Source organism: Lentzea sp. NPDC036955, assembly GCF_055608005.1.
Genome location: NZ_JBVJRC010000001.1, coordinates 635,197 through 649,323 on the forward strand (window position 1 = coordinate 635,197; position 14,127 = coordinate 649,323).

The 14,127-nt window shown below is 70.9% G+C and carries 12 protein-coding genes and 1 pseudogene; 9 read left to right on the plus strand and 4 right to left on the minus strand.

What is annotated here, in order from left to right; all coding sequences use genetic code 11:
- Positions 1-16 precede the first annotated feature (16 nt).
- Positions 17-1,252: a ThuA domain-containing protein gene (locus ACZ7CF_RS03070; RefSeq protein ID WP_470368661.1), complete on the plus strand. Its 1,236-nt coding sequence runs from the start codon at positions 17-19 to the stop codon at positions 1,250-1,252.
- A gap of 12 nt (positions 1,253-1,264) precedes the next feature.
- Here ACZ7CF_RS03070 and ACZ7CF_RS03075 read toward each other — a convergent pair whose 3' ends face one another.
- Positions 1,265-1,645: a hypothetical protein gene (locus tag ACZ7CF_RS03075; RefSeq protein WP_360398655.1), complete on the minus strand. Its 381-nt coding sequence runs from the start codon at positions 1,643-1,645 to the stop codon at positions 1,265-1,267.
- A gap of 164 nt (positions 1,646-1,809) precedes the next feature.
- Between ACZ7CF_RS03075 and ACZ7CF_RS03080 the strand changes: the two genes are divergently transcribed.
- Genes ACZ7CF_RS03080 through ACZ7CF_RS03100 form a run of 5 tightly spaced genes read left to right on the plus strand, consistent with a single transcriptional unit; the run spans position 1,810 to position 5,548 of the window.
- Positions 1,810-2,247 carry a helix-turn-helix domain-containing protein gene (locus ACZ7CF_RS03080; RefSeq protein ID WP_360398657.1) on the plus strand — a complete coding sequence of 146 codons (438 nt, stop codon included), beginning with the start codon at positions 1,810-1,812 and terminating at the stop codon, positions 2,245-2,247.
- 3 nt (positions 2,248-2,250) lie between these two features.
- On the plus strand, positions 2,251-2,763 hold the full coding sequence (locus ACZ7CF_RS03085) for a hypothetical protein (RefSeq protein ID WP_470368662.1): 513 nt from the start codon (positions 2,251-2,253) through the stop codon (positions 2,761-2,763).
- Entirely contained in the window at positions 2,763-3,872 is a 1,110-nt protein-coding gene (locus ACZ7CF_RS03090; RefSeq protein WP_470368663.1) for an MAB_1171c family putative transporter, read from the plus strand. Before ACZ7CF_RS03085 ends, ACZ7CF_RS03090 begins: the two co-directional genes overlap by 1 nt.
- 15 nt (positions 3,873-3,887) lie before the next feature.
- Positions 3,888-4,952 (plus strand): ATP-dependent DNA ligase, encoded by a 1,065-nt coding sequence (locus tag ACZ7CF_RS03095; RefSeq protein ID WP_470368664.1) that lies wholly within the window; start codon positions 3,888-3,890, stop codon positions 4,950-4,952.
- On the plus strand, positions 4,949-5,548 hold the full coding sequence (locus tag ACZ7CF_RS03100; protein WP_360398665.1) for a YigZ family protein: 600 nt from the start codon (positions 4,949-4,951) through the stop codon (positions 5,546-5,548). The genes ACZ7CF_RS03095 and ACZ7CF_RS03100 overlap by 4 nt, the downstream gene beginning before the upstream one ends.
- 126 nt (positions 5,549-5,674) lie before the next feature.
- Here ACZ7CF_RS03100 and ACZ7CF_RS03105 read toward each other — a convergent pair.
- Positions 5,675-6,361, minus strand: a pseudogene (locus ACZ7CF_RS03105) (helix-turn-helix transcriptional regulator); the annotation flags it as partial.
- Between the two features lie 108 nt (positions 6,362-6,469).
- On the opposite strand from ACZ7CF_RS03105, the gene ACZ7CF_RS03110 reads away from it, so the two are divergent.
- Complete coding sequence (locus ACZ7CF_RS03110; protein WP_470368892.1) at positions 6,470-7,522, plus strand: aldo/keto reductase; 1,053 nt, start codon at positions 6,470-6,472, stop codon at positions 7,520-7,522.
- 60 nt (positions 7,523-7,582) lie between these two features.
- On the opposite strand, the gene ACZ7CF_RS03115 is transcribed toward ACZ7CF_RS03110, so the two are convergent.
- Together ACZ7CF_RS03115 and ACZ7CF_RS03120 are read right to left on the minus strand one after the other, a co-directional pair.
- Positions 7,583-10,156, minus strand: coding sequence for a glycoside hydrolase family 3 protein (locus ACZ7CF_RS03115; protein WP_470368893.1), 2,574 nt, complete (start codon positions 10,154-10,156; stop codon positions 7,583-7,585).
- A 247-nt stretch (positions 10,157-10,403) separates the two neighbouring features.
- Positions 10,404-12,050 (minus strand): glutamate--tRNA ligase, encoded by a 1,647-nt coding sequence (locus tag ACZ7CF_RS03120; RefSeq protein ID WP_470368665.1) that lies wholly within the window; start codon positions 12,048-12,050, stop codon positions 10,404-10,406.
- Between the two features lie 76 nt (positions 12,051-12,126).
- Here ACZ7CF_RS03120 and ACZ7CF_RS03125 point away from each other — a divergent pair, with 76 nt between their 5' ends.
- Positions 12,127-13,308 (plus strand): zinc-dependent alcohol dehydrogenase, encoded by a 1,182-nt coding sequence (locus ACZ7CF_RS03125; protein ID WP_360398673.1) that lies wholly within the window; start codon positions 12,127-12,129, stop codon positions 13,306-13,308.
- A 20-nt stretch (positions 13,309-13,328) separates the two neighbouring features.
- Positions 13,329-13,949 (plus strand): L-threonylcarbamoyladenylate synthase, encoded by a 621-nt coding sequence (locus ACZ7CF_RS03130; protein WP_458433427.1) that lies wholly within the window; start codon positions 13,329-13,331, stop codon positions 13,947-13,949.
- Positions 13,950-14,127 lie beyond the last annotated feature (178 nt).

Below are 14,127 nucleotides of genomic sequence, written 5' to 3' on the forward strand. Positions count from 1 at the left end.
TGGAGTGTGTGCCCCCATGGCCCGAAAACTGCTGGCGTTGCTGGCGATGCTCGCCGCGGCACTCGTCCCGGTCGCCGTCCCGGCACCGGCCCAGGCCGCCCCGTTCAAGGTGCTGGCGTTCTACAACGGCACGTTCGACGCGGCGCACGTCGCCTTCGTCAACGAGGCGAACCCGTGGCTGACCCGCGCGGGCCAGGAGAACGGCTTCACCTACGAGGCGACGCGGGACTGGAACCGCCTGGCCACCCTCACGCCCGCCCAGGCGCAGGTCGTGGTGTTCCTCGACGACGCGCCCACCGGTGCCGCGGCCCGTGCCGGGTTCCAGCGGTACGTGGAGGCCGGCGGCGGGTTCTTCGGCTTCCACGTCAGCGCGTTCACCCAGAACGCGAACGAGTGGTCCTGGTACCACAACACGTTCCTGGGCAAGGGCAACTTCGTGAGCAACACCTGGGAGCCCACCACGGCGGTGCTGAAGGTCGAGACCCGCACCCACCCGGCGACCCTGCGCCTGCCGGAGCGCTTCACGACGTCGGTCAGCGAGTGGTACAGCTGGTCGCGCGACCTGCGCACCAACCCGGACGTCCAGGTGCTGGCGAGCGTCGACCCGTCGAGCTTCCCGCTCGGCACCGACCCGAACCAGCAGTGGCGCAGCGGCTACTACCCGATCATGTGGACCAACAAGAACTTCAAGATGGTCTACGCGAACTTCGGCCACAACGCCATGGACTACGTGAACAACGTCCCGAGGTCCTCGACGTTCGCCTCCGCCACGCAGAACGACTTCCTGGTCGACAGCCTGCTGTGGCTGGGCGGCGGCACCCGGCAGCCGCAGCCGGAGTGGAAGACCCTCGTCAACCGCGGCAACGGCAAGTGCGTCGACGCCCGCGCCGCCGGTACCGGCAACGGCACCGTCGTGCAGCAGTACACCTGCAACTCCACCACCGCTCAGAACTTCCGCGCGGTGGCCACCACCGACGGCTTCTCCCGGCTGGAGTACCGCAACAACCCCGCGAAGGTGGTCGACGTGAGCGACATGTCCACCGCGGACGGCGCCGGCCTGCACCTGTGGGACTACGTCGGCGGCGCCAACCAGCAGTGGCGGGTGACCACCGGCTCCGACGGCTACTCGACGATCGTCGCGCGGCACTCGGGCAAGTGCCTGTCGGCGCCGACCGGGAACAACGCCGACGGGGTGCAGCTGGTGCAGGCGACGTGCACCGGCTCGGCCGCGCAGAGCTTCCGGATCGGCTGACCGGCCGGGTCGTCAGTCGGCGGTGCCCGGCTGCGGCCTGGCCGTCACGGTGACGCGTTCGGCCGGTCTCCGCGCCGCGGAGGCCGGGCCGGGCGCGGGGAGGAAGCCGTACATGTCGTTGAGCTGGTGCAACGCCGACACCGCGTCCCTCCACACCGGGCACGGCCAGGCGCGGTGGCGCCCGTACCAGGTGTGGCACGACTTGCACCGGTGCTTCTCGTCGGGCTCGTGCATCCGCAGCAGTCCGCGCCACCACGGCAGCGCCGAGCGCAGCTGTTCGCGCAGCTCGACGACCTCGTGCGGCGAGTCCGCCCGCGCGAGCCGGCCCATGGTGCGGTAGACGACGTCGATCACCGCCCGGTGGAACGGTCCCTGCCGTTCAGCGAGCGCCATGACCTGCTGCCTCCCAGGTCGCGGGTACCCCGGTCGCGGTTGAGACTCCCACGGTGGGAGTCTATGTTGGCCCACGGCGGCTTTCAACTGGTGAAAATCCAGTCACCCGCACAGCTCTTTCCGTGGGTGGAAATGCTCACCGCGCGCAACGGGAGGAGTCGGCAATGGCGGGGGAACGGTCCCTGGCTGACAAGCTCAACCACCTGTTCGCCGCTCACACCGCGCGGTCCGGGCAGGAGTACAGCAACGAGCACGTCGCGGCGGCGATCGCCGACACCGGGGTGACCATCTCGCAGAGCTACATCTGGCAGCTGCGCAAGGGCCGCAAGGACAACCCGACCTTCAAGCACCTCCAGGCGCTGGCGGGGTTCTTCGGCGTGCCGGTGAGCTACTTCTTCGACGACGAGGTCACCGACCGGGTCAACGAGCAGCTGCAGCTGCTCAAGGAGGAGCAGTCCAGGTTGAACGAGCTGACCGCCTCCAGCGACGCGCAGCTGATGGCCATGCGCGCGGATGCGTTGTCACCGGACCGGCGCCGGCTCGTCATGGAGCTGCTGGACGTCGTCTACCGGCAGGAACAGGCCGAGCGCGGCGAGGGCTGACCCGTGGCCGAACGAGAGCTGCGCAGGCGCTGCCGCCGGCTGCTGAACGAGCTCGACATCCAGCCGCCGCTGGACGTCGCCGAGCTGTGCCGCCGCGTCGGCAAGCAGCGCGGCAGGCCGATCCGGCTGCTCGCGCACCCGATCCCGGTGCCGGGGCCGTTCGGCGTCTGGATCGCGACCGCGCAGGCCGACTACATCCTGTACCAGCGGGAGACGTCGAAGGCGCACCAGAACCACATCATCCTGCACGAGCTCGGGCACCTGCTGGCCGGTCACACGACCTCCGAGCAGGACGACGGTCTGCTCGCCGGCCTGTACCCGGACCTCGAACCGGAGGCGGTGCGGCGCGCGCTGCGGCGCACCTCCTACGACTCCGCGCACGAACGCGAGGCCGAGACGGTCGCGACGATCATCCTCGAATGGGCGTCGGTGCTGGACCAGGTCGCGCCGCGCAGCTCGGAGGGCCCCGCGCGGCGGATGGCCTCCTCGCTCGCCGACCGGATCGGGTGGCTGTAGTGGAGTACCTGAAGGAGACGCAGGGCATCGTCGCGTTCTCCGCGCTCGCCGTGGTGCTGTACCTGCTGGTGCGCCGCCCGCACGACCCGCGGCTGCGCTCGGTGACCGGTCTGGTGGCCGGCTGGGCGGTCGGCTACCCGTTCGGGCGGGCGGCGGCGAACGGGCGGTGGTTCCTCGGGCTCGACCCGATGGTGTGCCAGCTGGTCCAGCACTCGATGCTGCAGGTCGGGGTGTTCTGCCTGATCTGCTTCTTCCTCTTCTCCGCGCTGGACGACGAGGGTGCGCGCCGGAAGGCGGTGCAGCACCTGGTGCCGCTCGCCGGGTGCATCGCGGTCATGACGTGGGCGGTGCTGTCGATCCCGGACGAGCTGCGGGTGGCGGCGGCGCGCGTGCCGAACTCGCTGGGCGGCGGGCCGACCGGTGTCCTCGCGATCACGGTGTTCTACGCGCTGGGCAACGGCTACCTGCTCTACGGGTTCGCGACGATGTTCGGGTGGGCCCGCCGGTACGCGCGCGGTGCCGAACCGCGGCTGCGCAGGGGCCTGCTGATCACCTCGACCGGCCTCGCGCTGCTGGTGCCCGCCGACGCGATCTTCGTGTCGTCGAACGTCTCGCGCTACTTCGGCGAGCCGCTCCCCCGCTGGCTGCTGACCGCGGCCGTGTGGTTCCTGCTGCCCGGGGTGCTGCTGTGCGTGGTCGGCGTGCTCTACCCGGTCGCGGCGATGCGGTTCGCGGCGACGAGGCTGTGGTTGCGGCACCTGCGCGCCTACCACCGGCTCGGTCCGCTGTGGACGCTGCTGCACCAGTCGTTCCCGGAGGACGCGCTGCACCGGGTGCCGTCGGGGCGGGACGCGTTCTCGTTGCGCGGCGTGCACCGGCGCTACTACCGGCGGGTGATCGAGTGCCGGGACGGCCTGGTGCGGATCAGCCCGTACGTCGCGCAGACGCCGGAGGACCTGCCGTTGGCCGAACGGCTGCGGGCCGGCCTGGAGACGCGCAGGGCGGGCGGGGTGGCGCAGCGCAGGCCGATCGCGCTGGCCGTGCCCGAGCACGACGGGATGGACGCCGACGTCGGGGAGCTGGAAAAGCTCGCGGTGGCGTTGCGCTGAGCTTATGGTCCGGAGGTGGACCTGCCCGTGATGCCTCCGGTGAAGCCGATGCTCGCGAAGTCCGTGCCCGAGCTGCCGCGCGGGGACGGCCTGCACTACGAGCCGAAGTGGGACGGCTTCCGCTGCATCGTGTTCCGCGACGGCGACGAGGTCGAGCTGGGCTCGCGCAACGACAAGCCGCTGACCCGCTACTTCCCCGAGGTCGTGGAGCTGCTGCGGGACGCGCTGCCGCCGCGGTGCGTGGTCGACGGCGAGATCGTGCTGGTCACCCCGGACGGCCTGAGCTTCGACACGCTGCAGCTGCGCCTGCACCCCGCCGCGTCCCGCGTCCGCAAGCTCGCCGCGGAGACGCCGGCGAGCTTCGTGGCGTTCGACCTGCTGGCCCTCGGCGACACCGACGTGACCGGTCTTCCGCTGGCCGAGCGCCGCGCGATGCTGGAGGACGCCGTCCGCGAGGTGCCCGGTGCCTACCTGACACCGTCCACAACGGACCCGGAGGTGGCGCAGGACTGGTTCACCCGTTTCGAGGGCGCGGGCTTCGACGGTGTGGTGGTGAAGGCGCTGGACGGGGTCTACGAACCCGACAAGCGGGTGATGTTCAAGGTCAAGCACGAGCGCACGGCCGACTGCGTGGTCGCGGGCTACCGGCTGCACAAGGACGGCGAGACCGTCGGGTCGCTGGTCCTCGGCCTCTACCGGGACGGCGAGCTGCACAACGTGGGCGTGGCCAGCAGCTTCACCGCGGCCCGGCGGCGGGAGCTGGTCGAGGAGCTGGCGCCCCTGCTCGACCCCGCGGAGCACCCGTGGAGCGCGTGGGCGACGTACGAGGGTCCCGGCATGAACAGCCGCTGGAACCCCGACAAGCAGCTCCAGGTCGTGCTGCTCGACCCGGTGCGGGTGGCCGAGGTGCGCTACGAGCACGTGCAGGGCGGCCGGTTCCGGCACACGGCGCGGCTGGTGCGGTTCCGCCCCGACAAGGAGCCGCGGGACTGCACGTTCGAGCAGCTGGAGGAGGTGCCGCCCGCGGAGCTGGACGCGCTGTTCGGGGAGGCGGAGCGGCGGCGGATGATCGAGCCGTGAAGGTGATCAGGCGGAACGGCACGCACGAGATCGAGATCGGGCGGTCGCGGTTCCTGTGCCACATCGCCCGCGTCACCTCCGACCAGGAGGCGTCCGAGTTCTTCGCCCGCGTCCGCAAGGAGCACTGGCAGGCCACGCACAACTGCACGGCGTTCCGCACCGCCGACACCCAGCGGTCCTCCGACGACGGCGAACCCGCGGGCACGGCCGGTGTGCCGATGCTGGAGGTGCTGACCCGGCGCGACCTGGTCGACACCGCCGTCGTCGTCACCCGCTACTACGGCGGCATCAAGCTGGGCGCGGGTGGTTTGGTCCGTGCGTACGGACGAGCCGTATCCGAGGCGGTCGACGCACTGGGCACGCTGACCCGCGAACGGCACGAGAGCGTGCTTCTGGCCGTCCCGCACGACCAGGCCGGGAAGCTGGAGAACGCGTTGCGCGCGGCCGGGTACCACGTCGCCGACACCGAGTACGGCCACGACGTCACCTTCACCGTGCTGACGAAGGACCCGGACGGCTTCGAGGTCTGGCTCGCCGCGCAGACCGGCGGTGCGGTCACCGCGATCAGGGGCGAGCCGGTCGACCTCGACAGCTAGGCCGTCAGGGCGTCCAGAGCGGACTGGCTCGTGGCGTCCGCGGCGCGGTGCACCACCACCAGCTGGGCCGGGGTCCTGCACCGGCCGCAGCGTCTCGAACCGGGTGGTGATGACGCCGGCGTCCGGGTGGTGCAGCACCTTGTGTCCGCGAGCGTTGACCCTGACCTCGCCCGACGCCCAGAGCCGGGCGAACTGCTCGTCCCCGGCCACGCACTCGGCGATGAGCGCGCCCAGCACCCGGTCGTCAGGGTGCGCGGCCCACGCCGTGCGCAGGTGCGCGACCCCGTCCCGCACGACCTGGTCGCGGTCGGCGTAGAGCGTGCGCATCCGCGGGTCCACCAGGCACACCAGGATCGCGTTCCGCCTGGCTGGCGGCAGCGTGCCGAAGTCGAGGAACAGCCGCGCCATCGCGTCGTTCCAGGCCAGGACGTCGTAGCGGTGGTTGAGGACCATGGCCGGGCGCGGTGCGAGGTCGGCGACCAGCGCGGCGAGCGCCGGGTCCGCGGTGGTGGCGGGCTCGGCGGTACCGCGCGGGCGCTGCCGGGTCAGGCCGTAGAGGTAGGCGCGCTCGTCCGGTGCCAGCCGCAACGCCCCGGCCAGCGCCTCCACCACGTCCGCCGACGGCCGCAGCCCGCGGGCCTGTTCCAGGCGCACGACGTAGTCGACGCTGATCCCGGCCAGCTCGGCGACCTCCTCGCGGCGCAGACCGGGTGTGCGGCGGGAACGGCGTTCGGGCAGGCCGACGGCGCGGGGGTCGAGGCGTTCGCGCCGGGTCCGCAGGAACGCGGCCAGCTCCGCGGTGGTGCTGATCACCCCTGGTCCAACCCGCCGGGTGGGACGGCTGTTCCCAGGAAGCGCCGTCCCTTACCCGCCGCTCGCCGCCGGCCGACCCTGGTCGCACGACGAGCACAGGAGGACCTGATGGCAACCACCCTCGACACCTACCGGCTGCTGGGCCGCTCGGGGTTGCGGGTCTCCCCGCTGGCGCTGGGCACGGCCACGTTCGGCAGCGAGCTGGGCTGGGGCGCCGACCGCGCCGACGCGCGGAAGCTGTTCGACACCTACGTCGAGCGCGGCGGCAACTTCATCGACACCGCGAGCGGCTACGGCGGTTCCGAGCGCCTGCTGGGCGAGTTCGCCGGGGACCGCCGCGAGAGCCTGGTGCTGGCGACGAAGTACGCGACGCTGCGCCGGCCCGGCGACCCGAACTCCGGTGGCGCGCACCGCAAGAACCTGGTCGCGTCGGTGGAGAACAGCCTGCGGCAGCTGCGGACCGGCTACCTCGACCTGCTGCACGTGCACGTGTGGGACTTCGCGACACCGGCCGAGGAGGTGCTGCGCGGCCTCGACGACCTGGTGCGCCAGGGCAAGGTGCTGTACGTGGCGGTGTCGAACACCCCCGCGTGGGAGATCTCGCGCATGCAGGCGGTCGCTGACCTGCGCGGGTGGTCGCCGCTGGTGGCGGTGCAGGTCGAGTACAGCCTGCTCAACAGGACCGCGGAGCGCGACCTGGTCCCGATGGCGCGGGCGCTGGGACTGGGCGTGACGCCGTACTCGCCGCTGGGCGGCGGGGTGCTGACCGGCAAGTACCGCCGCGCCGACCTGACCGCGCCGGACACGACCGAGAGCACCCGCAGGAGCTTCAACGCGGCCCTGGGCATGGTCACCGAACGCGCGCTGGGCATCGCCGGCGTCATGCGGGAGGTCGCCGCGGAGCTGGACCGCACGCCCGCGCAGGTCGCGCTGGCGTGGAACCTGCGGCAGCCGGGCGTGACCGCACCCGTCGTCGGGGCCCGCACCCCCGAGCAGCTGCTCGCGAACCTGGACGCGCTGGCGGTCGACCTCTCCGACGACCAGCTGGCCCGGCTGGACGCCGTGAGCGCGATCGACCTCGGCCACCCGCACGACCTGCTGGCCGGTGAGCACATCCGCGCGGTGACCACCGGTGGGCTGAAGGTCGAGGCCCGCCGCTGAGAACAGCAGCGGCGCGGCTCCCCCGCTCCCGGGAGGGCCGCGCCGCGGTCTGCTGACGAGCTACGTGCAGGGCAAGGCGTCCGGATCAGCCCCCGCCTTGGGCACCCACCGCACGTTCGCGAACGAGGCCTGGAACGTGCCGTCGGTGTAGACGAGGAACGGCGTGTTCACGGTCTCCAGGTCGAGCCCCTTGTCGGAGAAGCAGGAGACCGGGATCTTGACGGTCGCCTTCTGCCCGATCGGGAGGCTGCGGAACGCCTGCGTGGCGTCGAACTCCGCCAGGCACGGATACACGCAGTGCGCGCTGAGGACCGTGCGGTTGGCCGGGGCCTGGTGCACGATCACGTCGAACTGGACGGCCGCGTTGGCGTTGCCGTAGCCGCGCAGGTCGGCTGCGGCCGGGCTCTGCAGGTACACCTGCGCGGGGCCGGTGCCGGTCCACGTCGTCTTGAGCGCGTCCTGCTGGACGTTCACGTCGGACTGCACGACGTTGATCTCGGCGTGCGCGGCCTGGCCGTCGGGGCCGATGACCGTGCCGCCCCAGTTCTCCGCCGACCCGATCATCGACTGGTAGGGCGCGACGTCGGTGCGGTTGAAGACCTCCAGGTCCTCGGTGGCCGTGCCGCCGCCACCGCCGGAGCACAGGGCGCCGGGGCTGGTCTCGTCGAGCTTGCCGACGTTGCCGGTCTGCCAGTCGCGCAGGCCGTAGCCGAGCTTGAACAGCGGCGTCTTCGCGGGCTCACCGGGCAGCGCCGGGCAGGCCTCGGCCGGCCACGAGTAGGACAGCTTGCCGCTGAACCCGTTGTGCTTGCCGCGGATCAGCAGGTCCGCGATGCCCTGACCCTCGGTGCCCGGCAGCCAGGCGGCCACGAACGCGTCGGAGCGGTTGATCTCCTTGTTCATGTGCAGCGCTCGGCCGCCGACGTAGACGGTGATGACCGGCTTGCCCTTGCCGGAGACCTTGTCCAGCACGGCGATGTCCTGCGGGTGCAGGCGCGCGGCCTCGAACGAGCGCTTGCCGAGGTCGCCCACGCCCTCCGCGTACGGGGTCTCGCCGATGACGGCGATGACGGCGTCGAACTGGCTCGCGTCCACGCCCTCCGCGGTCTCGGCGAACGTGACGTTGGCGGTGCCCAGGGTGTCCTGGATGCCCTTGAGGATGCTGGTGGCGTTGGGGAAGTCGGCGTTGGTGTTGCCGGTGCCCTGCCAGGACAGCGTCCAGCCGCCCGTCTGGTTCGAGATGTTGTCCGCGCTCTTGCCGACCACGAGCACCTTGCTGCGCTTGGACAACGGCAGCACGCGCTTGTCGTTCTTCAGCAGCACCGCGGACTCGCGCACGGCCTCGCGGGCGAGCTCCTTGTGCAGCAACGCCTTCTGCTCACCCGCGTGCTCGCGCTGCGAGGGCTTGGGGGCGTCGAACGTGCCGGCGCGCAGCTTGACGCGCAGGATGCGGGTGACGGCGTCGTCGATGCGCGCCATCGGGATCTCGCCGGCCTGGACCTGCGCGATCGTGTTGGTGATGAACGCCTGCCAGTCGTTGGGCACCATGATGATGTCCATGCCGGCGTTGATCGCCTGCGCGCAGCTCGCGTTGGTGCAGCCGGTGACCTGGCCGATGCCGTTCCAGTCGGAGACGAGCAGGCCGTCGAAGCCCATCTTCTCCTTGAGGATGCCGGTCTGCACGTACTTGCTGCCGTGCACCTTGCCCTCGTTGATGACGTCGTTCGTCCAGCTGTTGAACGAGATCATCACCGTCTGCGCACCGGCGGCGAGGGCACCGTAGTAGCCCTGCCCGTGCACGTTGATCATCTTCTGCTCGGTGGACGGGTTGACGCCCTGGTCCTTGCCGCCGGTCGTGCCGCCGTCACCGATGAAGTGCTTCGCGGTGGCGATCACGCCGTCCTCGCCGATGCGCTTCTTCGCGTTGTCCTGCAAGCCCTTGACGGCCTCGTAGCCGTAGGCGCGGGTGATCCGCGGGTCCTCGGAGAAGCCCTCGTAGGTGCGGCCCCAGCGGTCGTCCTCGACGACGGCGAGGGTCGGCGCGAACGCCCAGTCCTGGCCGGTGGCGCGGATCTGCTCCGCGGTGGCCGCGCTGATGTCGCGGACCAGGCACGGGTCCTGTGCGGCACCGAGACCGATGTTGTGCGGGAAGACCGTGGTGCCGAAGACGTTGTTGTTGCCGTGCACCGCGTCGATGCCCCAGATGACGGGGATCTTGGTGCGCGTCTGCTTCGACGCCTCCCAGTAGGCGTCGGCCAGCTTCAGCCAGTCCTGCGGCGTGGCCCGCTTGTTGCCGCCGGGGAAGCTGCCGCCGCCGTTCAGGACAGAGCCGAACCCGTAGGTCGTGACGTCGGCCGGGGTGATCGCGGCGATCTCCGGCTGCGTCATCTGGCCGACCTTCTCGGCCAGCGTCATGTCCTTGAGGATCGCCTTGACGCGCGCCTCGTCCCTGCGGTCACCGTCGAGCTGGCTGTCGACCTTCGGCCAGTCCTTCAACGTCGGCAGGGACTTCTCGATGCGGGCGCACCCGTGCTCGGTCTTGGGCTGCCCGATGACCGTCTGCTTCGGCGGCCGGTGCTGCGCTTCCTGCGCGGTGGCCGCCGACGTCGCGCTGGCGGCGAGCGTCAACCCCAGCACTGCGGCGAGAGTGCTTCTCCAATGCATGCCGCCGATCCTCAACTCCGTGTTACACCCACGTCAATGGGAACGCTCTCATGACTTTGTTCCGGAACGGGCCTGGACGAGGTTCCACTGTCCGGGCTGTGCGTTCGTGTGGGATTTTGGTCGAGGATTTTGAGGTGGGGCGGGTGTGCACGTGCGCGCCCGGACAGCGAACGGCCCCCGGCTCCTTCCGGAACAGGGGGCCGTTGTCAGCCGAAGATCAGCCGGCGAGCGCGCGCACCCGCCGCAGCAACTCGTCCTTGCCCAGCGTGCGGGCGACGGAGTGCAGGTCGGGGCTGCGGGTCGACCCGGTCAGGGCGACGCGGACCAGCTGCGCCGCCTCCTTGATGGAGCCGGGGTAGGCGTCCGGGTTCTTCTTGAACTCCTTGGGGTTCGGCGCGAAGCCGTGCTTGCCGGCCAGCTCGCGGATCTGGCCGAACCACTCCTGCCCGTCCTCGAGGTCGGCGTAGCCGTCCGCGAAGTCCGCGGCGAAGGCCGAGATCAGCTCCGGGGACAGGCCGCCGAGGCGCTCGTCGGTGCGGTCGGTGACCAGCTCGAACAGCGACGGGAAGAAGAACCCGTAGGCGGAGCGGAAGTCGGACCACTTGCGGAGGTCCTTGCGCGGGTTCGAGACCTCCGGGCCGCGCTCGACCTGGAGGGCCGCCAGTGCCTCCTCGCGCGACGACGACAGCACCTCGACCAGCTCGGGGTCGTACGTGGCCGCCCACACCGAGATGCGCTCGACGATCTCCTCGCCGGACAGGGTCGCGACGTAGTCGGCGCAGATGTCGTCGAGCTTCACGAGGTCGACCAGCGGGCCGGCGACGCCGCACTCGGCCAGCATCAGGGGCGACTCGAGGGCCTCGGCCAGGGGCAGCTCGGCCAGGCGGGCGTTGACCAGTCCGCGCAGGTAGTACTGGACGGCCTGCGCCGGGAAGCCCGCCTCGATGAAGTACTCGACGGAGGCCTCGGGGTCCTTGCGCTTGGAGAGCTTGCGGCGGGAGCCGCCCTGCTGCTTCATCAGCGGCGCGATGTGGGCGTACTCGACGCGCTCGAAGCCCAGTGCGTCGAACAGCTGCAGGTGGGTGGGGACCGAGGAGATCCACTCCTCGCCGCGGATCACCAGGTTCACGCGCATCAGGTGGTCGTCGACGGCGTGCGCGAAGTGGTAGGTGGGCAGGCGCGGCGACTGGTCGGAGGCCTTGAGGACCACCACGTCGTTGCGGTTGGCGTCGTGCTCCAGCTGACCGCGGATCGCGTCCACGAACGAGGTGCGCTCCCCCGCCTTGCCCGGCGAGCGGAAGCGGACGACGTACGGGCGGCCGGCGTCCAGGGCCTCCTGGACCTCCTCGGCGGTCTTGTCGCGCCACAGCGCCCAGCGGCCGTAGTAGCCGGTCGGGAGCTTCGTCGCCTGCTGGCGGGCGGTGATGTCGGCGAGCTCCTCCTTCGTGGCGAAGCAGAGGTACGCCTTGTCCTGGCGCAGCAGTTCGCGCACGTAGGTCAGGTAGACCTGCTCGCGCTGCGACTGGTGGTACGGGCCGTAGGCGCCGACGGAGTCCGCCTCGTCGGGCTGGACGCCGAAGTAGGCGAACGCCCGGTTGAACTGGTCGACGGCGCCCTCGACCTCACGGGCCTGGTCGGTGTCCTCGACGCGCACGATGTAGGAGCCACCGGAGTGGGTGGCGATGTCGCGGTCGATCATGCCGACGTACAGGCCGCCGATGTGCAGGAAACCGGTCGGCGACGGCCCCAGCCGGGTGACCTTGGCGCCTTCGGCCAGCCCGCGGGGCGGGTACTGCTCCTCCCAGTGGGACGGCTCGGGCAGGTCCGAGGGGAACAGGGCGTCGACGACGGCACGGTCGAGCATCGCTGAGGGTCTCCAAAACCGGGGAAAGAGAGTCGTCCCAGGTTATCAATGCGAACGACCGGGGAACGCCCTGGGCATGAAGGCAGTCACTTGGCACGGCAAACGCGACGTCCGGGTCGACAACGTTCCCGACCCGGCGCTCAAGGAACCAGAGGACGTCATCGTCAGGGTCACGTCCAGCGGCATCTGCGGGTCGGACCTGCACCTGTACGAGGTGCTGGGGCCGTTCCTCACCGAGGGCGACATCCTCGGGCACGAGCCGATGGGCGTCGTCGAGGAGGTGGGCGCCCAGGTCACCGAGCTCAAGCCCGGCGACCGGGTGGTGATCCCGTTCAACGTCTCCTGCAACCACTGCTTCATGTGCGACCAGGGGCTGCAGTCGCAGTGCGAGACGACGCAGGTCCGCGAGTACGGGTCCGGTGCCGCCCTGTTCGGCTACACGAAGCTCTACGGCCAGGTGCCCGGCGGTCAGGCCGAGTACCTGCGGGTTCCGTTCGGCAACAGCCTGCCGATCAAGGTGCCGGAGGGCCCGTCGGACGACCGGTTCGTGTACCTGTCGGACGTGCTGCCCACGGCGTGGCAGGCGGTCGAGTACGCGGGCGTGCGGGACGGCGGCACGGTCGCGGTGCTGGGCCTCGGCCCGATCGGCGACATGGCGTGCCGGGTCGCGATGCACCGGGGCGTGCGGGCGATCGGCATCGACCTGGTGCCCGAACGGCTGGCCCGCGCCAAGGCCAGGGGCGTCGAGACGATCGACCTGCGGGGTGCCGGCAAGCGCATCGCCGAGGTGGTCAGGGACCTCACCGGCGGTCGCGGGCCGGACGCGGTGATCGACGCGGTCGGCATGGAGGCGCACGGCGCACCGGTCGCGAAGGCCGCGCAGCAGTTCACCGGCCTGCTGCCGGACGTGGTCGCGCAGAAGTTCATGCGCGAGGCGGGCCTGGACCGGCTCAAGGCGCTGCACACCGCCATCGAGATCGTGCGGCGCGGTGGCACCATCTCGATCTCCGGCGTCTACGGCGGCATGGCCGACCCGATGCCCATGCTCACCATGTTCGACAAGCAGGTCCAGCTGCGCATGGGCCAGGCGAACGTGTGGCGCTGGGTGCCGGAGATCCTGCCACTGCTGACCGACGGCGACCCGCTGGGCGTGGACGACTTCGCCACGCACCGGCTGCCGCTGGCCGAGGCGCCCCGGGCGTACGAGACGTTCCAGAAGAAGGCCGACGGCATGGTCAAAGTGCTGCTCAAACCTTGATCGGCCTAGACTGCGCGGCCATGGCGAAGTACCTGGACGTCCACCCGGACAACCCGCAGAAGCGCGCGATCGACCAGGCCGTGCGGATCTTGCAGGAGGACGGCCTGATCGCGTACCCGACCGACTCCTGCTACGCGCTGGGCTGCCGTCTGGGCAACAAGGACGGCATCGACCGGATCCGGTCGATCCGCAAGCTCGACGACAAGCACCACTTCACCCTGATGTGCGAGAACTTCGCGCAGCTCGGGCAGTTCGTGCAGGTCGACAACGCGGTGTTCCGCGCGGTCAAGGCGGCGACGCCGGGCGGCTACACGTTCATCCTGCCCGCCACGAAGGAGGTGCCGCGCCGGATGATGCACCCGAAGAAGAAGACGGTGGGTGCGCGCATCCCGGACCACATCGTGACGCAGGCGCTGCTGCAGGCGATGGGTGAGCCGCTGCTGACGTCCACCCTGCTGCTGCCCGACGAGGCGGAGCCGCTGGTGCAGGGCTGGGAGATCAAGGAACGGCTCGACCACGTGGTGGACGCGGTGATCGACTCCGGCGAGTGCGGCACCACGCCCACCACGGTGGTGGACTTCTCCGACGGCGAGCCCGAGATCACCCGCTACGGCGCCGGCGACCCGTCCCGCTTCGAGTGACGTGTCACGCGGGGCCCCCGCGTGCCCCCCAGGGGAACGCGGGACTCCCGCGTTCCCCGAAAAGGGAACGCGGGGCCCCCGCGTGCCGTCGCACGCGGGGGCCTTCCGTGCGCTAGGAGAGTACGAAAGCTCCCCGCGTGCACCTTGCGTGATGCCGCACGCGGAGCTTGCGTGATGT